26 protein-coding genes are annotated in these 22,939 nt (G+C 66.3%); 11 read left to right on the top strand and 15 right to left on the bottom strand.

The window, feature by feature from the left end:
* Positions 1–66 precede the first annotated feature (66 nt).
* A complete protein-coding gene (locus tag QMF22_RS08600; RefSeq protein WP_283452382.1) occupies positions 67–771 on the bottom strand; it encodes an amidase domain-containing protein in 705 nt (234 codons plus the stop codon).
* A 27-nt stretch (positions 772–798) separates the two neighbouring features.
* The gene (locus QMF22_RS08595; protein ID WP_158251572.1) at positions 799–936 is read right to left on the bottom strand and encodes a hypothetical protein; all 138 of its coding nucleotides are present in this window, start codon (positions 934–936) and stop codon (positions 799–801) included.
* 172 nt (positions 937–1,108) lie between these two features.
* Between QMF22_RS08595 and QMF22_RS08590 the strand changes: the two genes are divergently transcribed.
* A complete protein-coding gene (locus tag QMF22_RS08590; protein ID WP_283452379.1) occupies positions 1,109–2,524 on the top strand; it encodes a GH1 family beta-glucosidase in 1,416 nt (471 codons plus the stop codon).
* 122 nt (positions 2,525–2,646) lie between these two features.
* Here QMF22_RS08590 and QMF22_RS08585 read toward each other — a convergent pair whose 3' ends face one another.
* Together QMF22_RS08585 and QMF22_RS08580 are read right to left on the bottom strand one after the other, a co-directional pair.
* Positions 2,647–3,570 carry an LLM class F420-dependent oxidoreductase gene (locus QMF22_RS08585; protein WP_283452377.1) on the bottom strand — a complete coding sequence of 308 codons (924 nt, stop codon included), beginning with the start codon at positions 3,568–3,570 and terminating at the stop codon, positions 2,647–2,649.
* Between the two features lie 33 nt (positions 3,571–3,603).
* On the bottom strand, positions 3,604–4,491 hold the full coding sequence (locus QMF22_RS08580; RefSeq protein WP_283452375.1) for a DNA-methyltransferase: 888 nt from the start codon (positions 4,489–4,491) through the stop codon (positions 3,604–3,606).
* A gap of 49 nt (positions 4,492–4,540) precedes the next feature.
* On the opposite strand from QMF22_RS08580, the gene QMF22_RS08575 reads away from it, so the two are divergent.
* On the top strand, positions 4,541–4,879 hold the full coding sequence (locus tag QMF22_RS08575) for a GNAT family N-acetyltransferase (protein WP_283452373.1): 339 nt from the start codon (positions 4,541–4,543) through the stop codon (positions 4,877–4,879).
* 49 nt (positions 4,880–4,928) lie between these two features.
* Here QMF22_RS08575 and lplAB read toward each other — a convergent pair whose 3' ends face one another.
* Together lplAB and QMF22_RS08565 are read right to left on the bottom strand one after the other, a co-directional pair.
* On the bottom strand, positions 4,929–5,981 hold the full coding sequence (lplAB, locus tag QMF22_RS08570) for a lipoate-protein ligase LplAB (protein WP_283452370.1): 1,053 nt from the start codon (positions 5,979–5,981) through the stop codon (positions 4,929–4,931).
* Between the two features lie 4 nt (positions 5,982–5,985).
* Complete coding sequence (locus tag QMF22_RS08565) at positions 5,986–6,834, bottom strand: alpha/beta fold hydrolase (RefSeq protein WP_283452368.1); 849 nt, start codon at positions 6,832–6,834, stop codon at positions 5,986–5,988.
* Positions 6,835–6,912: 78 nt separating this feature from the next.
* Here QMF22_RS08565 and QMF22_RS08560 point away from each other — a divergent pair, with 78 nt between their 5' ends.
* The gene (locus QMF22_RS08560) at positions 6,913–7,434 is read left to right on the top strand and encodes a MarR family winged helix-turn-helix transcriptional regulator (RefSeq protein WP_283452366.1); all 522 of its coding nucleotides are present in this window, start codon (positions 6,913–6,915) and stop codon (positions 7,432–7,434) included.
* Between the two features lie 5 nt (positions 7,435–7,439).
* A complete protein-coding gene (locus QMF22_RS08555; RefSeq protein WP_283452662.1) occupies positions 7,440–8,768 on the top strand; it encodes an MFS transporter in 1,329 nt (442 codons plus the stop codon).
* Between the two features lie 25 nt (positions 8,769–8,793).
* Here the strand turns inward: QMF22_RS08555 and QMF22_RS08550 are convergent, their stop codons facing one another.
* Positions 8,794–10,260 (bottom strand): peptide MFS transporter, encoded by a 1,467-nt coding sequence (locus tag QMF22_RS08550; protein WP_283452365.1) that lies wholly within the window; start codon positions 10,258–10,260, stop codon positions 8,794–8,796.
* Positions 10,261–10,362: 102 nt separating this feature from the next.
* On the opposite strand from QMF22_RS08550, the gene QMF22_RS08545 reads away from it, so the two are divergent.
* Positions 10,363–11,283 carry a 2-hydroxyacid dehydrogenase gene (locus tag QMF22_RS08545; protein WP_283452364.1) on the top strand — a complete coding sequence of 307 codons (921 nt, stop codon included), beginning with the start codon at positions 10,363–10,365 and terminating at the stop codon, positions 11,281–11,283.
* Positions 11,284–11,290: 7 nt separating this feature from the next.
* Here the strand turns inward: QMF22_RS08545 and QMF22_RS08540 are convergent, their stop codons facing one another.
* On the bottom strand, positions 11,291–12,667 hold the full coding sequence (locus tag QMF22_RS08540) for an ABC transporter substrate-binding protein (RefSeq protein ID WP_283452363.1): 1,377 nt from the start codon (positions 12,665–12,667) through the stop codon (positions 11,291–11,293).
* A 3-nt stretch (positions 12,668–12,670) separates the two neighbouring features.
* On the bottom strand, positions 12,671–13,414 hold the full coding sequence (locus tag QMF22_RS08535; RefSeq protein WP_283452362.1) for a dienelactone hydrolase family protein: 744 nt from the start codon (positions 13,412–13,414) through the stop codon (positions 12,671–12,673).
* 89 nt (positions 13,415–13,503) lie between these two features.
* On the opposite strand from QMF22_RS08535, the gene QMF22_RS08530 reads away from it, so the two are divergent.
* Both QMF22_RS08530 and QMF22_RS08525 read left to right on the top strand, forming a co-directional pair.
* Entirely contained in the window at positions 13,504–14,214 is a 711-nt protein-coding gene (locus tag QMF22_RS08530) for a FadR/GntR family transcriptional regulator (RefSeq protein WP_283452361.1), read from the top strand.
* A 12-nt stretch (positions 14,215–14,226) separates the two neighbouring features.
* Positions 14,227–15,594 carry an alpha-hydroxy acid oxidase gene (locus tag QMF22_RS08525; protein WP_283452360.1) on the top strand — a complete coding sequence of 456 codons (1,368 nt, stop codon included), beginning with the start codon at positions 14,227–14,229 and terminating at the stop codon, positions 15,592–15,594.
* Positions 15,595–15,609: 15 nt separating this feature from the next.
* Here QMF22_RS08525 and QMF22_RS08520 read toward each other — a convergent pair whose 3' ends face one another.
* From QMF22_RS08520 to ddaH, 5 genes are all read right to left on the bottom strand, one after another.
* The gene (locus tag QMF22_RS08520) at positions 15,610–15,984 is read right to left on the bottom strand and encodes a type II toxin-antitoxin system death-on-curing family toxin (protein WP_283452359.1); all 375 of its coding nucleotides are present in this window, start codon (positions 15,982–15,984) and stop codon (positions 15,610–15,612) included.
* Positions 15,985–16,025: 41 nt separating this feature from the next.
* Entirely contained in the window at positions 16,026–16,226 is a 201-nt protein-coding gene (locus QMF22_RS08515) for a hypothetical protein (RefSeq protein ID WP_283452358.1), read from the bottom strand.
* 85 nt (positions 16,227–16,311) lie between these two features.
* Positions 16,312–17,274, bottom strand: a complete 963-nt coding sequence (locus QMF22_RS08510) for an acetylxylan esterase (protein WP_283452357.1) — start codon at positions 17,272–17,274, stop codon at positions 16,312–16,314.
* A gap of 81 nt (positions 17,275–17,355) precedes the next feature.
* Complete coding sequence (rocD, locus tag QMF22_RS08505) at positions 17,356–18,612, bottom strand: ornithine--oxo-acid transaminase (RefSeq protein ID WP_283452356.1); 1,257 nt, start codon at positions 18,610–18,612, stop codon at positions 17,356–17,358.
* A 29-nt stretch (positions 18,613–18,641) separates the two neighbouring features.
* On the bottom strand, positions 18,642–19,496 hold the full coding sequence (gene ddaH / locus QMF22_RS08500; RefSeq protein ID WP_283452355.1) for a dimethylargininase: 855 nt from the start codon (positions 19,494–19,496) through the stop codon (positions 18,642–18,644).
* A gap of 225 nt (positions 19,497–19,721) precedes the next feature.
* On the opposite strand from ddaH, the gene QMF22_RS08495 reads away from it, so the two are divergent.
* The gene (locus QMF22_RS08495; protein ID WP_092106650.1) at positions 19,722–20,159 is read left to right on the top strand and encodes an Lrp/AsnC family transcriptional regulator; all 438 of its coding nucleotides are present in this window, start codon (positions 19,722–19,724) and stop codon (positions 20,157–20,159) included.
* Positions 20,160–20,162: 3 nt separating this feature from the next.
* Here the strand turns inward: QMF22_RS08495 and QMF22_RS08490 are convergent, their stop codons facing one another.
* On the bottom strand, positions 20,163–20,921 hold the full coding sequence (locus tag QMF22_RS08490; protein ID WP_283452354.1) for an ABC transporter permease: 759 nt from the start codon (positions 20,919–20,921) through the stop codon (positions 20,163–20,165).
* Positions 20,922–21,093: 172 nt separating this feature from the next.
* Here QMF22_RS08490 and QMF22_RS08485 point away from each other — a divergent pair, with 172 nt between their 5' ends.
* The 3 genes from QMF22_RS08485 (at position 21,094) to QMF22_RS08475 (ending at position 22,890) form a co-directional block, all read left to right on the top strand.
* Positions 21,094–21,471: a GntR family transcriptional regulator gene (locus QMF22_RS08485; RefSeq protein ID WP_283452353.1), complete on the top strand. Its 378-nt coding sequence runs from the start codon at positions 21,094–21,096 to the stop codon at positions 21,469–21,471.
* Between the two features lie 67 nt (positions 21,472–21,538).
* Positions 21,539–22,531 (top strand): hypothetical protein, encoded by a 993-nt coding sequence (locus QMF22_RS08480; RefSeq protein WP_283452352.1) that lies wholly within the window; start codon positions 21,539–21,541, stop codon positions 22,529–22,531.
* Positions 22,528–22,890 carry a GntR family transcriptional regulator gene (locus QMF22_RS08475; RefSeq protein ID WP_349357084.1) on the top strand — a complete coding sequence of 121 codons (363 nt, stop codon included), beginning with the start codon at positions 22,528–22,530 and terminating at the stop codon, positions 22,888–22,890. Before QMF22_RS08480 ends, QMF22_RS08475 begins: the two co-directional genes overlap by 4 nt.
* Positions 22,891–22,939 lie beyond the last annotated feature (49 nt).

The raw sequence follows: 22,939 nt of genomic DNA, 5'->3' as shown, positions 1-22,939 counted from the left end.
CGCTGGTCGAGCTGGTCGAGACCGCCATAGGCACGACGCCGGCGATCTCAACCAGTGTTGACCTGACTAAGGAACACTCCAGTAGAAAGCAGTTCCGCCCGGGTGGTCCACGGTGATCGCCGTGTCGACCGAGCGGTAGTCCGAATCCAGGGTGTGCCCGGCGAACGAGATCGCGACGGTGTCGCCGGTCTTTTCGACCCGGGTGACGATGCCGGTGTGGTCGCGGTCGCCGGTGTTGTCCCAGTCGAACTGCACGATGTCGCCGACCTTGACCTGATCGCGCTGCTGATCGGTGAGCGCGGTGGCCTTGCCGGTCTGCGCGATGTACTTCATGAACGCGGTGGAACTGCGCCAGGCGGCCGACGCGTCGTAGGCGTTGCCATTCTTCGGGCTCGACCAGACGCCGTCCATGGTCCAGCCGCGAGCGATCATGGCCTGGCTGGCGAAGTTGACGCAGTCGTTCTCGCCGAGCACGCCCCACTCGGCGGAGTTGTAGCTTTCCGGCTTCCAGTGCGCGAGGAGGTAGTCGATCTGCGCGGCGACGGGGGCGCTGAGGGCGGACTCCGCTTCGACCGGTGCCGCAGCGGGCGTGTCGGTCGGGGTGGCGCGAGCCGGTTCCTCCGTCGCAGCTGAGGCGTCGGCATCCGTTGTCTGCGCTGTTTTGGCGGGGGTGGCGGGACCATCAAGCGCCTGCACAACGAGCGCGGTTGCGCCGACCGCGAGAACGGCACCGATGGCCGTCGTCAGGCCGAGTCGCTGCCACCTTGTCAACTGCACTGTGTACTCACTTCTGGTTGATTAAACGCTGAGGGCGGCGCTCAGATAGAGGCCAATCGCAGCGAGTGCGACGACCACTCCAACGATGAGAACCCCGATCAGAAACCGGCGCCGGGTGCGCCGCTGGTCGGCCTCGGTGGGTTCGTTGTTCTGCAGCATGATTCGAGCTTAGCCGCGACGAATCTGAGATCTCCGAATGCCGCGTGCATAACTGCGGAGATCTTCGACACGATGGCCGGTTCGCAGCCGATTGCAGGGACGGTTCGACCGGATGTCCGCGGTTACGCCCTCGTCGCTGGTCGAATTCCTCGCCGCAGGGTAGCGTGACGTCATGTCGCAGACCCTGCCCACACCGTTCACCTGGCCGCACGGATTTCTCTGGGGGTCGGCCACTGCCGCCGCGCAGATCGAGGGGGCCGGCCATGCTGGCGGCAAGGAGGACTCGATCTGGGATGCGTTCGCGCGGATTCCCGGCGCCATTGCGGGCGGCGACGACCTGGAAACGGCGGTCGATCACTACCACCGGATGCCCGCCGACGTGCGTCTCATGTCGTCGCTCGGCCTCGACGCCTACCGGTTCTCGACCAGCTGGGCACGCGTGCGCCCGAATGATCGGGCCGCGAACCCGGAGGGGCTCGACTTCTATTCGCGGCTGGTCGACGAGCTGCTCAGCGCCGGCATTCTGCCCTGGCTCACCCTGTACCACTGGGATCTGCCGCAGGCGCTCGAAGAGAGGGGCGGCTGGGCCAACCGCGACACCGCGTACCGGTTCGTCGACTACGCGAGCGATGTCTACTCCGCGCTGGGCGATCGGGTCACCCACTGGACCACCTTCAACGAACCGTTTTGCTCATCCCTGCTCGGCTACGGATCGGGCGCGCACGCGCCGGGCCGGCAAGATGGCCGGGCGGCGGTCGCGGCGGTGCATCACCAGCACCTCGCGCACGGCCTCGCGGTGAACGCGCTGCGCTCGGCGGGGGCCCAGAACCTCGGCATCACCCTCAATCTCACGAACGCCGTGCCGCGCGACGCCGCCGACCCGGTCGACATTGAGGCGGCTCGGCGGCTCGATTCGCTCGCCAACCGCATTTTTCTCGACCCACTGTTGCGGGGCGCCTACCCGGAGGACACACTTCACGACCTCGAGCCGTTCGGGCTGGCCGAGGTCATCCACTCCGACGACCTTGAGATCATCGCGGCCCCGCTCGATTTTCTCGGTGTCAACCACTACCACGACGACCTCGTTAGTGGCCATGCGGATGCCACGGCGAGCGACGGTCACTCCGGCGGCGCCGACCGGCCTGTCGGTTCGCCGTGGGTCGGATCGGAGTACATCACCTTTCCCAGCCGCGGACTGCCGCGCACCGCGATGGACTGGGAGGTCAACCCCGACGGCCTGCGCCTGCTGCTCGTGCGCCTCGACGAGGAGTATGACCGCCTGCCGCCGCTCTACGTGACCGAGAACGGTGCCGCCTATGACGACACCGTGAGCGCCGACGGCGTGGTGCACGACGCGGACCGCGCCGAGTACATCGTGGCGCACATCAACAAGGTGGGCGAGGCGATCGCGGCCGGCGCCGACGTGCGCGGGTACTTCGTCTGGTCACTGCTCGACAACTTCGAGTGGTCGTACGGCTACGAGAAACGCTTCGGCATCGTGCGGGTCGACTACAAGACCCTCGAACGCACGGTGAAAGACAGCGGGCGCATGTACGCCGAGCACCTGCGGGCGGCGCACGCGGGCTGACCGACCGCTGATGCCCGACCGTGGCACTCGTTATAGTTCACTGCACTCCTACGTAGGGGTGCCCGCATCTCTAACGAGTGCCCCGAGCGGGGGCGGGCGCGACGGCATCCGTTCGGCGCGCCTCAACGAAGCTGCGGAACCACCTCGGTGGCCAGAAATTCGAGGTGGTCTAGGTCGGACAGGTCCATGACCTGCAGGTAGACGCACTCGACGCCGGAGTCGGCGAGGGCGCCCAGCCGGTCGACGATCTCGGAGGCCGTGCCGGCCAGGCCGTGCGCGCGCAGTTCGGCCGGTTCGCGACCGACCGCGGCGGCCCGGCGAGCGAATTCGGCTTCGTCGTGGCCACCGACGGCGATCAGCGCTGCCGAATAGGTGAGCTCGGCCGGGTCGCGGTCGATGGCCTCACAGGCCGCCCGCACCCCGTCGAACTTGCCCGCGATGTCGGCGAAGTCAGGAAACGGCAGATTGAACTCGGTCGCGAAGCGGGCCGCGAGTTTGGGCGTGCGTTTGGCGCCGCCACCTCCCACGATCACCGGCACGCGCGCCTGTGTCGGCTTCGGCAGTGCCGGTGAATCGATGAGGGTGTAGTGCTCCCCGGCGAAGTTGTACCGGTCACCGACCGGGGTATTCCACAGTCCGGTGATCACTTCGAGCTGTTCCTCGAGCATGCCGAATCGCTTGGCCGGAAACGGGATGCCGTAGGCGAGGTGCTCCTGCTCGAACCAGCCGGTGCCGAGTCCGAGCTCGACGCGGCCACCCGACATCTGGTCGACCTGCGCCACCTGAATCGCGAGAATGCCCGGAGGCCGGTAGGTCACCGACGAGACGAGAGTACCCAGACGGATGCGTTTCGTCTCGCGCGCCAACCCGGCCAGGGTGGTCCAGGCATCCGTCGGGCCGGGCAGGCCGTCACCGTCGCCCATGACCTGATAGTGGTCACTGCGGAAGAAAGCGTCGAAGCCGAGCCGCTCGGTGGCCTGCGCGACGGCGAGGACGTCGTCATAGGTGGCACCCTGCTGGGGTTCGGTGAAAATGCGAAATCTCATGGGTTCTCCTCTGGTGAAGCGGATGCGGGCGGGTCAGCCGACAGGGGCGGAAAATTCGACCTCGGGCAGCGGCGCGAACCGGGAGCGCATCACGGCGAGCGCTTCGGGGTTCTGGTCGATCAGCACGAAGCGGCGACCGAGCGCGGCCGCGACCGCGCCGGTGGTGCCGCTGCCGGCGAAGAAGTCCAGCACCCAGTCGCCCTCACGGCTGGATGCCTGGATGATGCGGCGGAGGATGCCGATCGGTTTCTGGGTGGGGTAGCCGGTTTTTTCCTTGCCGGTGGGCGAGACGATCGTGTGCCACCAGACATCCGTCGGCAGTTTGCCCTTGGCGACCTTTTCGGGCGTGACCAGGCCGGGAGCCATATACGGCTCGCGATCGACGGTGGTCGAGTCGAAGTAGTACCGGGCCGGGTTCTTCACGTAGACCAGAATCGTGTCGTGTTTGGTGGGCCACTTGTTCTTGGACTTGGCACCGTAGTCGTAGGCCCAGATGAGTTCGTTGAGAAAGCATTCCCGGCCGAACAGGGCGTCGAGCAGAACCTTGGCGTAGTGCGCCTCGCGGTAGTCGAGGTGCAGATAGAGCGTGCCGTCGTCGGCGAGCAGCCGCCACGCCTCGATCAGGCGCGGCTCGAGAAAGGCCCAATAGTCCTCGAACTGGTCGTCGTAACCGAGCAGGTCGCCCTTGATACGTTCGTAGCGCTGCCCCTTGAAACCGGTGATCGTGCCGGCCGCGTGCGAGCCGTCGGTGGAGACCGAACGCACCGAGGTCGTGGTCTGCCGTTTCTGCGACCGGCCAGTGTTGAACGGCGGGTCGAGGTAGATCAGAGTGAAGGCGTCATCCGGCAGGCTGGGCAGCACCTCGAGGTTGTTGGCGTGGATGACACGGCTCGGGCTGGTCGGTGTCCACGCGGAAGGCATTTGTCCATTCTTTCAGCCTGCGCGCCGACAATCGGCTTAGTCTGTCGGGATGACTGCTGAATCGATGACCATCCACTCGCAGAATCTGGCGGATGCCGGCACACTCGAGGTGCGCCACGACCCCGAACAGAGCCGCTACACCGTGTTGCTCGATGACGAACCGGTCGGCGTGGCCGACTACATCACCACGACGGCCGCGGTGCATTTCACCCACACCGAGGTCAATCCGGCCAAACGTACCCACGGTTTGGCAAGCATTCTGGTGGAGCAGGCCCTCGACGACGTGCGCGTTCGCACCGACCTGGCCGTCGTGCCGGACTGCTCCTATGTGGCGCACTGGATTGACACGCACGCCGAATACCAAGACCTGCTGACGCGAGGGCGTTGATACGTAAGCGGATGCCGGCGGCCCGGCCGGCGGCATCCGCTCGCCGTCGTTAGGGAACTCGGGTCAGCCACTCTTCGGTGCTGAACTTGTTCGCGACGAGCTCGGTGGCCTTGGCATATTCCTCGGCGGTGACGTCACCCTCGGTAGCGCCGTAGAGGCCGGTGAAGGTCTCTTTCATGCGGTCGATGATGGCGGCACGGCTCAGGCCGGTCTGGCTGCGCAGCGGGTCGACGCGCTTGGCCGCGCTCGTGATGCCCTTGTCGCTGAGCTTCTCCCGACCGATGCGCAGCACCTGCACCATTTTTTCGCCGTCCATGTCGTAGCTCATGGTGACGTGGTGCAGCACGGCGCCGCTGCCGAGGCGCTTCTGCGCGGCGCCGCCGATCTTGCCGGTCGGGCTGGTGATGTCGTTGAGCGGCTGGTAGTGCGCGTCGATGCCGAGCGATTTGAGAGCCGTGATGACCCACTCGTCGAGAAAGGCGTAGGAGTCGGCGAAGCTCATGCCCTGCACGAGATCCGTCGGTGCGTAGATGGAATAGGTAATGACTGAGCCGGCCTCCATGAACATCGCGCCGCCGCCGCTGATGCGTCGCACCACGGTGAAGCCATACTTGGCGGCATTCTCCGGGTCGACCTCGTTCTTGAGGGACTGAAAACTGCCGATGACGACGGCCGGTTCGTTCCACTCCCAGATGCGCAGGGTAGGCTGCCGGCGCCCCTCACCGACCTCGGTCGCGAGCACCTCGTCGAGGGCCATCTGCAGCACGGGGGCGACGGGCTTCGGCGAGTGGATGATCTGCCAGTCGTAGTCGCGCCAGGTGCTCGCCTGGGCGAGCGAACGGCGAATCGCCACGGCCACGGCCTCCGGCGAGAATCCGAGCAGAATGGCGCCGCTCGGCAACGAGCCTCGCACGGCGGCGGAGATCGTGGCCGCCGAGCTGCCAACGGGCAGGCCGGTCACCGCCGCGTTGATGCCTTCGAGGGCATCGTCGGGTTCGAGAAAGAAGTCACCGGCCAGACGAAAGTTGACGATGACATCGTCGACGACATCGAGATCTACGACGACCAGTTTGCCGCCCGGAACCTTATATTCACCATGCATGGTTTCAGCCTACGGTGGTAAATCGTTCGTCGAGCCAAGCCACCAGGTCGCCGATCACCTCGGAGCGGTTGGTCTCGTTGAAGACCTCGTGCCGCGCGCCCGGGTACACGATCAGGCGCACGTCGCGCAGCCCGGACCGTTTGACGTAGGCGTTCACCAGCTTGAGGGCGCTGCGTTCGCCGCCGACGGTGTCGTCACCGCCGACCAGCACGAGCATCGGCAGGTCGGTGGGCAGGTCGCGAGACGGCCGGCCGAACAGGCGCGCCGCCTCGCGAATGCCGAACAGCTTGGCCAGGGGCGTCGCCGTGGTCAGTGGGTCGGCGACGAACGCCCGGGCTACCGCCGGATCGCGGCTCAGCCACTCGACCCCGGTGGTGCCGAGCGTTTTGTGTTTGCGGTTCAGGTCGCCACCGTCAAGGTATCCGGGCCAGCGATAGGCAGTGCCCGAGAGCACGATCGCGTCGTACTCGGCGGCATGCTCGTTCACGATCATCTGCACCATGAACGATCCCCAGCTGTGCCCGAGCAGCACGAGCGGCAATGTCGGGTTTTCTGAGCGGATGATTCCGCTCAGCTGATGCACGCCAGCCACAGCCGCGCGCAGCCCGCCCTCGCCGAGTCGACCGAGTTTGGTGTGGTCGCCGCCGTGCTGGACGAGTCCGGTCTGGCCGTGGCCGAGGTGATCGTCGGCGTACACCGTGTACCCGGCCCTGTTGAGGTCGGCGGCGAGCGCCGCATAGCGCTGGGCGTGTTCACCGACGCCGTGCGCGAGCTGGATGACGGCGCGCGGGGCATCGACCGACCAGACGTAATAGGTAAAGAGCCGGCCATGGGCATCCGTATATGTGGGCACGAGGCCAGTCTGCCCTGTTGCGGTGGGCTTCCGGTTACCAATGTACTTAGCAAGGCTAATTTGCTATGCTAAGGATCTATGGAATCGCGAACACACCCCAAAACTGCCGCCCTCGGCGTCATCAGGGCGCAGCCGCCGGTCGGCGCACCGCAAGCGGCCGCAGCGCCCCCCGCGGCCACACCCAACACCGCCGAACTCAGCCACGAATTTCGACTCGCCAACGGCCGCCTGGCCCGCCGCCTTCGCCAGGAGAAGGCCGAGAACGAGCTCGGCAGTGGCCAGTTCTCCGCGCTCGGCGTGCTTCACGTGCACGGTCCGCTGACGCTCACCGAACTCAGCGAGTTCGAACGTGTCACGCCGCCATCGATGACCCGCACGGTGAAATGCCTCGTTGATGCCGGTCTCGTGGCCCGCACCGATTCCACACTCGATGGCCGCAAGATCGTGCTGAGCACAACGGATGCCGCAAGCGAGATGATGACCGAAACGCGCAAGCGTCGAGATGCCTGGCTGGTGCAACGCGTCGCCAAGCTCAGTCCCGCTCAGCACCGGGTTCTCGCCGAGGCGACCCTGATCATGAAGGAGCTCGCCGACAGTTGAGTGCCATGTTCCGCTCGCTGAGCGTCGTCAATTACCGCATCTGGTTCGCCGGGGCTTTGGTGTCGAACATCGGCACCTGGATGCAGCGCACCGCGCAGGACTGGATCGTACTGACCCAGCTCACCGACTACGACGCCACGGCGGTCGGCATCACCATGGCGCTGCAGCTTGGCCCGCAGCTCGTGCTGATGCCCTGGTCCGGCCTCATCGCCGACCGGTTCAACCGGCGCAAGCTGCTCATCCTCACCCAGACCCTGATGGGCCTATTGGCGCTCGGCCTCGGCATTCTGACCGTGCTCGAGGTGGCCCAGCTCTGGCACGTCTACCTGTTCGCGCTCGGCCTCGGCGTTGTCGCGGCCATCGACGCGCCGGCCCGCCAGACGTTCGTCTCCGAGCTCGTCGCCGAAGACCAGCTGTCGAACGCGGTCGCACTCAACTCGGCGTCGTTCCACGGTGCACGCCTGATCGGCCCGGCTGCGGCCGGCCTGCTCACGGTCGCCGTCGGCGCGGGCTGGGTCTTCATGATCAACGCGGTCACCTTTGCTGCGACGGTCTTCGCCATGACCCTGCTGCGCACCCACCAGCTGCGCCGCCAACCGAAGGCAAGCCGGGAGCGCGGACAGCTGCTGGCCGGCTTCCGTTACGTGCGTGGCCGTTCCGACATCGTCGTCGTCATGATCGCGGTCTTTTTGATCGGAACCTTCGGCCTCAACTTCGCTATCTTCACCTCGACCATGGCCACGATCGAGTTCGGTCAGGGGGCCGCAGAGTTCGGTCTGCTCAGCTCGATCATGGCCATCGGCGCCGTCATCGGCGCGCTGCTCGCTGCCCGCCGCAGTCGCGCGAGGCTCCGCCTGATCGTGCTCGGCGCCGGCCTGTTCGGCCTGGCCTGCGCGCTGTCCGCGATCATGCCGACCTACACAACTTTCGCCATATCTCTCACCCTGGTCGGGTTGTCGTCGCTCACGCTCATGACCACCGCGAATGCCTACGTGCAAACCACGACGCGGCCCGAGATGCGTGGCCGCGTGATGGCGCTGTACATGGCTATCTTCGTCGGCGGCACTCCTCTCGGCGCGCCGCTCGTTGGCTGGGTAGCGGATGCCTTCGGCCCACGGTGGGCGCTCGGCCTCGCCGCGATCTCGGGCTTGCTGGCTGCGGCCGTCGTGCTGTTTTGGATGGTGCGGTATCGCCGGTTACGGGTGCAGCTGCATCCGTTCTCGTCACCGCGAGTGCGGGTGCTGCACTCCGGCGACGGACGCGATGCCGCTGCCCTCGATCGGGAGACCGCCACCCGGGAGATTGCGATCGTCGAGGCCACGGTCCCGCGCTGATGTTTTCCGCACAGCCGCTAAGGCGTTAGCGCACCCCGCCCATCAGGCGCAGCACCGGGCGGGAGATCAGAACGAGCATGAGCCCCAGCACAATCGCGATGCCGCCGAGCACGCTGAAGTAGAGCCGCTCTGGCGCAGTCGCGTACCACGTGGCGAGCACACCCGACACGGCAGAGCCGAGCGCGATCGAAAGAAAGAACAAAGCCACCATCTGAGTCTTGAAGACCTCCGGCGCGAGCTTGGTAGCGACCGAGAGCCCGACCGGCGAGAGCAGCAGCTCCGCAATCGTGAAGACCAGCAGGATTCCGATCATCGCCAGGAGGGGTGTCGAGTTCGCGGCACCCCCAGCGAACGGCAGGAACAGCAGGAAGGCGCCGCCCATCACAGCGGTTCCCACGGCGAACTTAATCGGCGTGGAAGGCTGTCGCGTTCCCAGCCTGGTCCACAGCGCGGCGAAGATTCCGGAGAGCACGATGATGAACACGGGATTGATGGACTGCACCCAAGACACCGGCATCTCCCAGCCGAACAGAGCGCGGTCGAGTCGCTCGTCCGAATAGATCGTGACGACCGTGAATTGCTGCTGGTAGAGCGACCAGAACGCCGCACTGGCGATAAATAGCGGGATGAAGGCGTAGACGCGTTTGCGCTCGACCGTCGTGATCTGATGGTTCGTGAGAATCACCACGAAGTAGGCAATTGTCGCGATGATCGTAAGCCCGATCACGATGGTGACCAGATTGCTCGCGGCGATCACCCGGGTCAACACGAGTACGACGATGATTGCCAGCGCCACGATCGCAATAACGATGTAGCGGGACCAGCGCGAACGCGGCAGCGGATCGGGAACGTGCCGGGCGGCATCCGGCAGACGCTTGCGCCCAAAGGAATACTGGGTGAGGCCGATTGCCATGCCCACGGCCGCGAGGCCGAAACCGTAGTGGAAACCGACCGTCGTCTGCAGCAGACCGGTAAGAATCGGTCCGGCGAACGCACCGAGGTTGATGCCGAGGTAGAACAGCGAGAAACCCGCGTCCCGCCGCGGGTCATCGGGCGGATAGAGCGTGCCGACCACGGATGTCGCGTTTGCCTTCAGCCCACCGCTACCAACAGCCACCAAGATGAGGCCAGCGGCGAGCCCACCGATTCCGGGCACGACGGCCAGGGCGATGTGCCCGAGCATAATGACGATGGCACTGTAGAACAGCACCCGCTCCGACCCGAGGAGACGATCGGCGATCCAGGCTCCGAGGATCGTTGAGAGGTAGACGCCACCTCCGTACGCACCGACGATTCCGGCCGCCGTAGCTTGCGGGATTCCCAGGCCGCCATCCGCCGCTGAGTAGTACAGGTACAACAGCAGAATGCCCTGCATGCCGTAGAAGGAAAAACGTTCCCACATCTCGACGCCGAAGATATTGGCGAGCGAACGCGGTTGTCCAAAGAAGGATCGGTCCTCGCGGGCAGTGGCGGGGTCAGCAACTTTGCTCATTAGCTAATGGTATCAACCACCCCGCAAATGGGCGAAGCATCCGCCGCTGTCGCCAGGAAGCGCGCGAGGGGATTGCGTGCGCGGACAAAGTAGGCTCGGGAGATGAATTCACTGTTGGTCAGCCTGCCCGACTCCGTGCTGCGCGAGGCGGTTGGGGAATTGCCCGACGGCGTTGAGGTGGTGGAGTGGGCGCTCGACGGCCCGGCGCCGCGACCCCGATTCGACCTGGTGGTCACGCCGTACATGGGTAAAACCGACCGGCTCGCCCACCTCGCCGGCGTCGATGCCGGGCTGGTGCAGAGCCAGTCCATCGGCTACGACGGCGTCGACCGGGTACTGCCGGCCGGGCACGTGTTCGCCAACGCCGCCAGCGTGCACGAAACCTCCACCGCGGAACTCACCCTCGCGCTCATCCTGGCCTCGCAGCGCGGCATTCCCGATTTCGTGCGCGCCGCGGACGCCGGCGAGTGGGCACCCGCGCACCACGCCAGCCTCGCCGACCGCACCGTGCTGCTGCTCGGCTACGGCGGTGTCGGGCATGCCATCGAGAGCCGGCTGCTCACCTTCGAGACCACGGTGATCCGGGTCGCCCGCACGGCTCGCAGTGATGAGCGCGGCGACATCTACGGCTTCGAGTCCCTACCCGAACTGTTGCCGCAGGCCGATATTGTGGTCGTTGGTGTTCCGCTCACGGCCGAGACGGCGAACCTGGTTGACGATACGTTCCTCGCCCGAATGCGTGACGGAAGCCTGCTGGTGAACATCGCTCGTGGCGCGGTCGCCGACACGGAGGCGCTGCTCGCCCACGCCGCGAGCGGGCGTCTCAGGCTTGCCCTCGACGTGACCAGCCCGGAGCCGCTGCCGACGGGGCATCCGCTCTTCGCGCTGTCCAACGTGCTCATCTCCCCGCACGTCGGCGGCGCCTCGAGCGCCATGCTGCCGCGAATGGCCCGGCTGGTGCGCACGCAAATAGAGCGGATGCTGCGCGGCGAGACCCCGCTCAACGTCGTGCTGACTACCTAGCCGTCGTTCAGCCGGCGGCTGCGTTCGCGGCGGTCTGCGCCGTGCGCAATGCCTCCTCGACCGGGATGCGGCCGAGGAACATCTCGGCGAAGGTCGATTCGAACGCATCGGAGGCCTCGGCCCACTTCGCGCCCTGCGGCGCCTGCACGGTGCCGTTGGCGAGAACGTCGATGAACGCGTTCACGTCGATGCCCTGTTTCTGCCACGACGCGACGTAGCTGGCCTGCGCCCCGATGACGGCCGGCGAAGCCGAGCCGTCGGCGCCGATAGCCGCGCTGCCCTCGGTACCGCCGAGCCATTCCAGCAGTTTGCGGGTCTGTTCCGGATGCTTGGAGTCGGCGTTGCCGGCGGCGACGACACCGTTCGTGACGCTGATCGCGCCGGACGGTCCGGACGGAATCTCGGCTACACCCCACTCGAAAGCGGCGCCCTGGTTCACATTGCTGAGGTTGTAGACGCCGCTCTGGAACAGGGCCATCTTGCCCTGCAGAAACTGGTCGAGTGCGAAGTCTCCGTTGAGGTTGGTGTCGGCGGCCGACGGGGCCACGTGGTACTTATTCATCAGGTCGATCACGTACTGAAAGGCCTGGGCACCTTCGGCGGTGTCGAAGACGAACTCGTCGCCGTCTTGCAGAGCTGCCCCATTGGAGCCGAGATAGTTGAGGTAGATGGCATTGAGGTCGTTGGCCGCGTTGTAGCCGTACTGCACGATCTGTGCGGGGTCGAAGGCCGTGCTGTCGGCGGTGTTGCCGTTGGCGTCAACGGTGAGTTTCTGCAACACGGGCAACAGGGTGTCGTCGCCGGTGGCGGGGTTCCAGTGCAGGTCGCCGACGGTGGCCGGGTCGATGCCGGCGGCCGCCAGGAGTTCTTCGTTGTAGTACAACCCGATGCCGGGGTCGGCGAGCTGGGGCACTCCCCAGAGTGCGCCGTCCAGGGTGTACTGGCTGACGACGCTCGGCTGCCAGCGTGCTTGCGCGGCCTCGCCGACGGCATCCGTGACGTTCACGAGGTTGCCGTTGACGGCGTAGTCGGCGAAGTTTCCGGCGTTCACCCAGAACACGTCGTCGGCGGTCCCACCGGCCACGTCGACGCGCAGCTTGGTGAAGTAGTCGGCCCAGGGCACGACGTTGATGGACACGTCGATGCCCGGGTTGGCCTCTTCGAATGCCGCGAACGAGGTTTCATAAGACTGAGCAACCTGCTCGTCCCAGACGCGCACCGAGAGGGTCGTGTCCGAGCCCGTTTGCGGTGTCAACGCGAGCGCGGTGGCCACGCCGCCGATGGCGACAACGGATGCGACGGTGACGATGGCGATAATGGTTGAGCGTTTAGCGATGGGGTCCCCTTGGGTCTGTTGGAGGCTATCAGCCGAAGGCCCGCCCAAACGCTACCGTGACGCCCCGAGATGCTCGCCGAAGAACGCCTCGATCCGCGTCCAGGCGTCGGCGGCGGCCACCGGGTCGGGGCCGGCACCAAGGATGCGCTTCAGCACGGGGCGCAGCATCCGCGGCCCGGTCTCGGCATCGTTGAGAAATGCGTGCCCGGCACCCGGGTATTCCTTGACGTCGTGCTCGATGCCCAGCCTCGCTAGGGATGAGTCGAGGGTGTCTGCCGCGCCGACCAGAGAGCGATCCGCGCCGCCGAAGCTGCCGACGATCGGGCAGGCGCCGAGCAGGTGATCGTCGAGATCCTTCGGGAGCCGACCATAGTTGACCGAGGAGGCGTCGAAGCCGCGCGTAGCCGTGGCGAGAGCAAACCCGCCACCCATGCAGAACCCGAGCACACCGATGCGTCCGGTGCAGTCGCCACGTTCGCTCAGGAACACGCGGGCCGACTCGATATCGACGAAAGCCCGACCGGCACCGGCGGAGAGGGCTCGGAAGGTGGCGACGAGGCATTTGCGGGTTCCTCCCTCGGTGAAGAGGTCGGGCATGAGCGCCAGGTAGCCGGCCTCGGCCATTCTGATCGCCTGGCGGCGCATGACGTCGGTGAGGCCGAACGCTTCGTGTACGAGCACGATGCCGGGCCAGGGGCCGTCTCCGGCCGGGATCGCCAGCACGGCTTTCAGACCGGAGCTGCCGCCCGGTCCGTCGGGCAGTTTCAGGTCGATGAGCTGGGGTGCAACGGTCATGGTCTCTCCCGGGTTGGCTGAAACTGTATCCCGCCTCAGCGAAATATCGTGTAACCTGTGGTCAGACCACACACGAACGAGAGGACGACATGCCCACGATGAGCCCGCGTGCCTGGCAGGTCGTGCTCGACGCCGTGGAACTCGACCTGCTCGAGGGTCGCCTGAGCCCGGGCGATCACCTGCCGCCAGAGCGCACACTCGCTGCCGACCTCGGGGTCGGCCGATCCAGCGTGCGCGAAGCGTTGCGGGTGCTCGAGGTGCTCGGGCTCATTCGCACCGCCGTCGGGTCCGGTCCCTCAGCCGGCGCGATCATCGTCGCCCGTCCTGGCGGCGGCATGTCCGCACTCATGCGCCTGCAGGTCGCAGCCCAGGGCTTTGAGGTGGCCGACGTGGTCAAGACCCGCCTCATCCTGGAGGGATCAATCGTCTCCGAACTAGCCGACGCCCACGGCACCGTCGATCTCGCCGGGTCGGCGCAGATCCTCACCGCGATGGAAAGCCAGACCCTGACCGAAGCCGAATTCCTCGCCCTCGACACCCAGTTCCATCTCTCGCTCGCCGAAGCAAGCGGCAACCAGGTGATCACCGCCACAATGGCCGGCCTCCGCAGCGCCATCGAGGGGTACGCACGGGCGGGCGCGGCTGGCCTGCCGAGCTGGGCGGCAACATCCGCTCGCCTCAGGCTCGAGCATCGCGGCATTCTCAGCGCCATTCTGACCGGCCAAGCGGATGCCGCCCGCCTCGCGGTTCACGCCCACATCTCGGGGTACTACGCCGAGACCCATCTGACCACTCACTAGACAAGGACGACCATGGTTCAACGACGCATCCCCAGGATCAAAGATCTCGCCCCGCTGATGAAGTTCAAGGCGCCGGAGCTCAACGCGAAGAAGCGCCGCCTCGACGCGGCCCTCACGATCGCCGACCTGCGTGCGATCGCCAAGAGGCGCACTCCGAAGGCCGCCTTCGACTACACCGAGGGCGCCGCCGAGGCCGAGATCTCACTTGGCCGGGCCCGCCAGGCCTTCGAGGACATCGAGTTCCACCCCTCCATCCTGCGTGACGTGTCGACAGTGTCGACCGGCTGGGACGTGCTCGGCGCCCCGGTGGCGCAGCCGTTCGGCATCGCCCCGACCGGCTTCACCCGCATGATGCAGACCGAGGGCGAGATCGCGGGGGCCCACGCCGCGGCCCGCGCCGGCATCCCCTTCGCACTGTCGACCATGGGCACGACCTCGATCGAAGACGTCAAGGCCGCCAACCCGAACGGGCGCAACTGGTTCCAGCTGTACATGTGGAAGGACCGAGATCGCTCGATGGCCCTCGTCGACCGGGCCGCGAAGGCAGGATACGACACGCTGCTGGTGACCGTCGACGTTCCCGTCGCCGGCGCCCGCCTGCGCGACAAGCGCAACGGCTTCTCGATTCCGCCGGCACTCACCCTCGGCACCGTCGTCAACGCGCTGCCTCGCCCGGAATGGTGGATCAACTTTCTCACCACCGAACCGCTCTCTTTCGCGAGCCTCGACCGCTGGAGCGGAACCGTCGCCGACCTGCTCGACACCATGTTCGACCCCACGGTCGACTTCGAGGACCTCGCCTGGATCAAGGCGCAATGGCCAGGTAAGGTCGTCGTCAAGGGCGTGCAGAACCTCGACGACGCCAAGCGCCTGGTCGACCTCGGCGTGGACGGCATCACCCTCTCGAACCACGGCGGCCGCCAGCTCGACCGTGCGCCCATCCCGTTCCACCTGCTGCCGCAGGTCGCGCGCGAGGTCGGCGCCCACACCGAGGTGCACCTCGACACTGGCATCATGAGCGGTGCCGACGTAGTGGCCTCGATCGCTCTCGGCGCCCGCTTCACGATGATCGGCCGCGCCTACCTGTACGGCCTCATGGCCGGTGGGGAAGCCGGGGTGGACCGCACGATTGCGATCCTGTCGGAGCAGGTCGCCCGCACCATGCGCCTGCTCGGCGTGAACGCGCTCGAGGAATTGAACCCCGGGCACGTCACGCAGCTGTCCCGGCTGCAGCCCGTCGCCTCACAGTTGGTCGCCGCGGCCGAGGCAGCCCCCGCGCGGAAGACTCCCGCGCGCAGGGCGAGCGTCAGCGCGTCCGCTACCGTGACGGGGACTCCGGTGAAGCGTGCGCCGAAGGAGGCGATCGCGGAGCAGCCGTAGCCACCGGCTGCCCGATCAGTTCTCCGTCGGCACGAGATGCCGGCGGAGGACTGCAGCGATCTCGTCGAGTTCCTTTCCACTCTGCGCCACGGCGCGCACGAGCGCGAAGGCGTCGTCGGTGGGCATGACCACGCGAATGCCGTTGAGCCGCAGAAATGCGAGGGTGAGGATCCAGGAGAGTCGTCTATTTCCGTCGAACAACGGGTGGTTCTGGGCCAGCGAGGAGAAGAGCGCGGCCGCTTTGAGTTCCAAGGTGGCGTACGCCTCTTCACCGAACATGCTCGCTGCGGGTCGGGCCAACGCGGAGAACAGCAGTCCCTTGTCTCGAATATGCAGCCCGAGGTGAGCAACGGTTGCGACGGCCTGTTCGGGTTCGATGTATTCGGTCATGTCGAGTCGGGCCTCGCGTGTCGGGCCCCGCTTGTCGGCACTTAGGCGTCTTCGAGTTTTTGAAGCAGTTCGGCGTAGTGACGAGTGGTCTCGTCGACGCTCGCCAATACGCGTTCAGTTTTCGATTCCTGCCGCACGAACCGGTCGGCCGCCTCAATGAGTGCGGCGTGTTTCGAGATATGCCGCTGGCGCGCGATCACTTCGAGCGCTGAATCAAGTTCCTGGGGAAGTCGCACTGTCATGGCCATGACGAATGGTATCATTTTAGTACCATGTTGCCGGAAATTCTATCGGTGCCGGCGCGGAGCATCCGCTTGACAGGGCGGTCTAACCGAGGTGGTCCCGGAACGCACCGAGGGCGAGGGCGTCGTCCTCCCAGGCGCCGCCCTCGTGACCGTTGTAGGGCCAGACCGTGATCTGCTTCGGGCCGGCATAGTTGTTGTAGGCCGCGAACACGGTCGATGGCGGGCAAATCGGGTCCATCAGCGCCGCAGTCATGGTCACCGGCGCCGTCGCGCGCTTGGCGAAGTTGACGCCATCGAAATAGGAGAGCACGTCGTGCACCCGAGCCACCTTCAGCCGATTGGTGGCGAGGTACTGGCCGAGCTCACGGTACGGCAGCGCGTCGGTGATGACGGATGCCCGCGGAAAGTCACAGAGAAATGGCACGCGCGCGACAACCGCGGCCAGGTTAGGCACGAGCCCGGCAACGGCGAGCGCGATGCCGCCACCCTGGCTGGTGCCGACCACGCCCACCCGGGTGTCATCGACGAGCGCCAGGCTGCGGGCCGCCGCGACGGCGCGCACGGCGTCCGTGAAAACGCGACGGTAATAGTAGGTCTCGCGCGAGTCGATGCCGCGGGTCAGGAACCCGGGCACCTGCGGGCCGCTCCCGGCGTCGTCGGCCGTGTCGCCGGTGCTGCCGCCCCAACCCTGCCCGCGCAGGTCCATTTCAAAGTGCGCGAACCCGCCGGATGCCCACAGCAGGTTCTCGAAGCTTTGCCCGCGTCCCCGGCCGTAGCCGTGAAACTGCACGATGGTCGGCAGCGGGCCGGTCGCGCCGGCGGGCACCCGCAGCCAGGCCTTGATCGGCTGCCCACCAAACCCGGGGAAAGTCACGTCGTGCACGTCGAGCGTTGTCAGCCCGGCCTCGACCTTCGTGGCGGTGACATCGAGCGGATGCCGGTCGGACTCGGCGAGCGTCTCAGCCCAGAACGAATCGAAGTCGGCGGGGTCGGCCTGGCCGCTGCGATAGCTGCGGAGTTCGGCTTCGGGCAGGTCGGTGTACATGCCCTTCAGCCTAGAGCCGCCGGCCTCCGCCCTGGCCGACCGTCTCGCGCCGGCATCCGCTTTCGCCGGCCTGTGAACAGGCTACTTAGCGGCGGCCAGATCGGCCAGCACGAGGCGCAGTTGCTCGACGGCCCAGTCCACGTCTTCGGCGGAGACGACGATCGGCGGCGCCAGGCGGATGGTCGAGCCGTGCGTGTCCTTGGCGAGCACGCCGCGGGCCAAGAGGGCCTCGCAGACGACGCGGCCCGGAGCCAGCGACGGATCGATGTCGATGCCGGCCCAGAGCCCGATCCCGCGCACTTCGATCACGCCGTGGCCGACGAGCGCGGCGAGCCCGGCGTGCAGTCGCGCACCGAGTTCGGTCGCGCGCTGCTGATATTCGCCGGTGGCCAGCATCTTCACGACGGCCAGGCCCACGGCCGCGGCGAGCGGGTTGCCGCCGAAGGTCGAGCCGTGCTCGCCCGGGTGGAGCACACCGAGAATGTCGGTGTTGCCGACGACAGCGGAGACGGGCACGATGCCGCCGCCGAGGGCCTTGCCGAGCAGGTAGAGGTCGGGCACGACACCGACCAGGTCGCAGGCGAAGGTCGAGCCGGTGCGACCGAGTCCAGACTGAATCTCGTCGGCGATGAACAATACGTTGTGGCGCGTAGTGATCTCGCGCACAGCGGGCAGGTATGCTATCGGCGGCACGACGATGCCGGCCTCGCCCTGGATCGGTTCGAGCAGCACGGCGACAGTGTTCTCGTCGATAGCAGCCTCGAGCGCGGCGGCGTCGCCGTAGGGCACGGTGCGAAAACCGGGCGTGAACGGGCCGAAACCGGCGCGGGCCGACTCGTCGTCGGAGAAGCTGATGATGGTGGTGGTGCGGCCGTGAAAGTTGCCGGCCGCCACGATGATGTTGGCTTGGTCGGGCGCGACGCCCTTGACCCGGTAACCCCAGGCGCGGGCGACCTTGATGCCGGATTCGACGGCTTCGGCCCCGGTGTTCATGGGCAACACCATGTCTTTGCCGGCCAGTTCGGCGAGCGCGGTCACGAACGGGCCGAGCTGGTCGTTATAGAAGGCACGACTGGTGAGGGTGATGCGGCCGAGCTGCGCCCGGGCGGCGTCGAGCAGCACCGGGTTGGAGTGGCCGAAGTTCACGGCGGAATACGCGGCGAGGCAGTCCAGGTAGCGGTGACCGGCGACATCCGTTACCCAGGCGCCGTCGCCGGTCGCGACCACGACCTCCAGCGGGTGATAGTTGTGCGCGGCGTGCGCGCTTTCCTCGGCAATGAGGGCAGTAGCTGCAGGCGAAACGGATGCTGCGGGTGCGTCGGTCAGATTCGTCGTCATGTCGTACTCCTTCAGTTGGGTGGGGGCGGTCATCGGCGCAGCTCGAGCGTGCAGCATTTGACGCCGCCGCCGCCCAGCAGCAGTTCGGAGAGGTCGACGCCGATCGGGTTGTAGCCGCGAGCTCGGAGCTGGCGTTCGAAGTCTTTGGCGCGGGCGGCGATGACGACGTTGTAGCCGTCGGAGTAGGAGTTGAGGCCGAGAATGGAGGCGTCTTCTTCGGTGACGATGATGGCGTCGGGGTAGCGTTCCTGCAGAATGGCGAGGCTCGGCGCGTCGAAGGCGCTGGGCAGGTAGGCGATGTTCGTGTCATCGAGCACGGCCACGGCGGTGTCGAGGTGGTAGAAACTCGGGTTGATCAGGCGCAGCGTGATCACCGGGCGGCCGGCGATATTCGAGAGTTCAGCGTGGCTGTTCGAGTCGCTGCGAAAGCCGGTGCCGGCCAGAATGACGTCGCCGACGAGCAGAAAATCGCCCTCACCCTCGTTGGTCTCCACGGGCACACGCACGTCGAAGCCATTGGCGCCGAACCAGTCCATGTAGGCGGGGCCTTCGGGCTGGCGCTGCACGTGGGTGAATTTGGCTCCGTAGGCCTGGTTATCGATGACGAAACCGCCGTTGGCCGCGTAGACCATGTCGGGCAGGCCGTCGATCGGGTCGATCAGGTGCACGTCGAACCCGAGGCCGATGTAGGCGTCATAGAGGGTCTGCCACTGCTTAACGGCGAGCGAGGTGTCGGTGGGCAGCGCCGGGTCCATCCACGGGTTGATGCGGTAGACCACGGTGAAGAACTGCGGCTTGCACATGAGGACGGTGCGCTTGGTGGCGATGCGCACGGGAGCGGCTGGCTCTTCGGCCAGAACCGGGGTGGCTGAGTTGATCGACATGAGGCTCCTTCGGGGATCCGCGGGCCTTCAGACCGACGGAACTCGGGGTGGATGGCGGACCAGGTCGCTCACGAGAGCCCGGCACGATCACACTTGATTGTTCCGGGACGCCACCCTCAGTTTCACACAGCATGATTCAACGTTTCACGCTGATCTGCGCAAGAAATCTTCGAGAATGACCACCGTGACGCAAGTTTGCGCAGTGCCGTCGCTTAGACTCGCCCAATGGATAACCTCGACCACAGCATTCTCGATCTGCTGCGCCAGAACGCGCGCGCCGGCTATGGTGACATCGGCTCGGTGGTGGGGCTGTCGGCATCCGCTGTGAAACGCCGCGTCGACCGCCTGGTGGCCGACAAGGTGATTCGAAGCTTTACGATTCAGGTCGATCCGGCGGTCGACGGCATGAGCACGGAAGCCTACGTGGAGCTGTTCTGCCGCGGCACCGTCGCGCCCGACGAATTATTGCGCATACTCTCCGGCGTGCCGGAGGTCGTCGATGCGGGAACCGTCACCGGCAGCGCCGATGCGATGGTGCACATTCGAGCCCGGGACATTCCGGGGCTCGAGGCGGCGCTGGAAAAGGTGCGCCTGGCCCCCAACGTCGATCACACTCGCAGTGCGATCGTGCTGTCGCGCCTCATCCATCGGTCAATCGAGTAGCACCTACGGTTTTTGGCGCACCGGCGAGATCAGGTGCAGCAGGGTGACCGCCGCAAGCGACCCGGCGCAGAGGATGCCGGCGAGCACGACGATCTGAAACCTCCCGGCCTCCAACGGCGAGGCTCCACCGAAAATCGCGCCGACGAACGCTCCCGGCAACGTGACCAGCCCCGTCGTCTTGGTCTGGTCGGTGGACGGGATGATGGCGAAGTAGACGGACTGCCTCGCCAGGTCGCGCGTGGATTGCCGCGGCGTGGCCCCGAGCGCAAGCCAGCCCTCCACTTCTTCCCAGTGATCGCCGACCGCCTCGGAGAAGCGGCGACCACTGAGCGTCGCGATCGACATGGCATTGCCGATGATGATGCCGCCGATCGCGAGCACGTAGCGTGGTGAGAATTCAATTGCCCCGGTCGTGAACACGATGGCGAGAGTGACGCTCACACCGAGAGCCATCGCCGCAGCCACGCGAATCAGGTGCGTGCGACTGAAGCCGATACGGCGGGTGACAGTACCGACGGCCGCCGCGAACATGACGAGCAATCCGACGCCGACCCAGAGTGGGTCGTTGATGATTCCGCTGAGGATGAGGCTGATCGCGGCCAGTTGCAGGGTTCCGCGCAACAGGGCGAGCGCCGGCGCGAACGGATGTTGGGTGCGATAGACCCGCAACACGGTCGCGACCACCGCGAGCAGCAACAGAACGCCGACCAGGGTCGGCACCAGCCCGGCGAGATCGGCGGGGATATCGGCCGGAAAGGTCATGCCCCCGAGCCTACGCTGCCCCGCGAAAGCGGGGAAACGGGTGCTTCGGTGATGTTGACGCAACCGTTCACCCGCTCTCGGAAACATCCCCGGGGAACGTACCGTGGGTATGCTGTTGCGGCATTCGTTGTAGCGAGGCAAAATTGCTCATAACGTTTGAACGGAGAGCCCCGTGCCCGCTTCTTTTATTGCCATTGATTCACACTCGAGCACGCCACCGTTTGAGCAGTTGCGCAGCCAGGTGATTGCTGCCGTGCGCTCCGGCGAGTTGGAACACGACACCCGCCTGCCGACCGTGCGCGCTCTCGCCGCGGAGCTCGGTCTGGCAACAAACACTGTCGCTCGCGCCTATCGCGAACTCGAGCGCGACAGCGTGATTGAAACGCGCGGTCGGTTCGGTTCATTCATCGCGCCCAACGGTGATGCGGCCGAGCGGCACGCCCAGGCAGCAGCCGACGCATTCGCTGCCCGCATCGAGCAACTCGGAGTGAGCCCGGCCGAGGCCCTCACTCTCGTCACGGATGCCCTGAATCGCAGTTCCGACTCCTGAGCCGGGCCTTGCGTCCGGAGTTTTGTATTGCTACTCTGGTACAAAATACACACAAAAGGAGGGTTTTGTGGATCCGGTACTACTCATCGCTGCCGCCCTGGTGGCGGCGGGCATCGGCATCCGCTTGATTCGAAGCGCGCGTGCCGAACCGCGCAAGCGGATGCTCAATGCCTACTCCCAACAGGTCGGCCTCGCGTTAGTTCCCGAGATCGTGGCCGAGCTGTCCCTGCGGCTGTACCGCCGCGAACGTGCCGGCAGCGTCGGGTCGATGGTCGGACTCGTCGTGGGAGTCGCGGCGCTCGTGGTGACGGACAGTAGCCAGAGTCCTTGGAACGGACTCCTGGTCGGTGTCGCGATGATCGTCGTGCCAATGATCGCGATAATCGTCAACGATTCCCGCTCGGCATTCGCTCCGGTGCCTGAGGCACCACGCCTCGCTCGCAGCGCCTCACCGGGACTGGCCGACTACGTCACGCGGCTCGACCGCACATTCTCATTGGGTCTGCTGACGCTGGCCACGCTCGGATATATCGCCGTGCTCGGGGTCATCGCCATCAACCCGGATCGGGTCTTTGATTCCGTCTCGGTGCGATCAATTCTCTGGCCGGCCGGGCTGCTGCTCGCTTTAGCAGCCCTCACCAGTCTGGTGACCTGGGCGGCGGCCGGCGCGCTGCTCGGCCGAGGCCAACCAGCCAGTACCTTCATCGAGCTGGCCTGGAGCGATGCCTTTCGCAGCACGACCCTGCGCAGCCTGGTCTATATTCCGGGCATCATCGCCGCCGTCAGCACTGGCGTGCTGTTTCTATCGCTGAGCTGGGAAATCAAGCTTCCGACCGAAGGCTGGGTCAGTGAGATCCTGGTGAATTCATTCACGGTCATGGGGCCGGTGCTGCTCGGGGTCGTGACCGCGTGGACCATCACCAGCCTGCGCAATCGCAGCACGACGCACTACCTGCGGCGGCTCTGGCCCGAAACGGCTGTTGAGCTGGATCGCCGCCGCGGGCGCGGTGCCGTCGACGATCAGCCTGGCGAGGACAATCGAACGGAGACCTCGGCATGATGCTGCTGGTCGATCCGCGTTCGGCCACGCCGCCGTACGAACAGTTACGGGTGCAGGTGCTCGCCGCGGTACAGTCGGGCGATCTCGCTCCCGGCGACAAGCTGCCGACCGTGCGCAAGCTCGCCGAAGACCTGGGGCTGGCCGCCAACACCGTGGCCCGCACCTACCGGGAGCTCGAGCGAGACGAGGTCATCGAAACGCGCGGCCGCAACGGATCCTTCATCGCCGCGAGCGGCAATGCCGCCGAGCAGCAGGTGCAGGTCGCCGCAGCCCTGTTCGCCGGCCGGGCGCGGCAGTTGGGTGTGGACCCCGAGGAGGCGCTCGCGTTTGCGCGCGCGGCCCTCGGCATCCGCGCGTAGCCACCGCCGGCACATCTCGGGGCCCAGGCCCGGTGCCTGGGCCCAGGCT

This window comes from Cryobacterium sp. PH31-L1 (assembly GCF_030063145.1).
Lineage (GTDB): Bacteria > Actinomycetota > Actinomycetes > Actinomycetales > Microbacteriaceae > Cryobacterium.
This window is presented reverse-complemented; position numbering and strand designations above follow the sequence as displayed.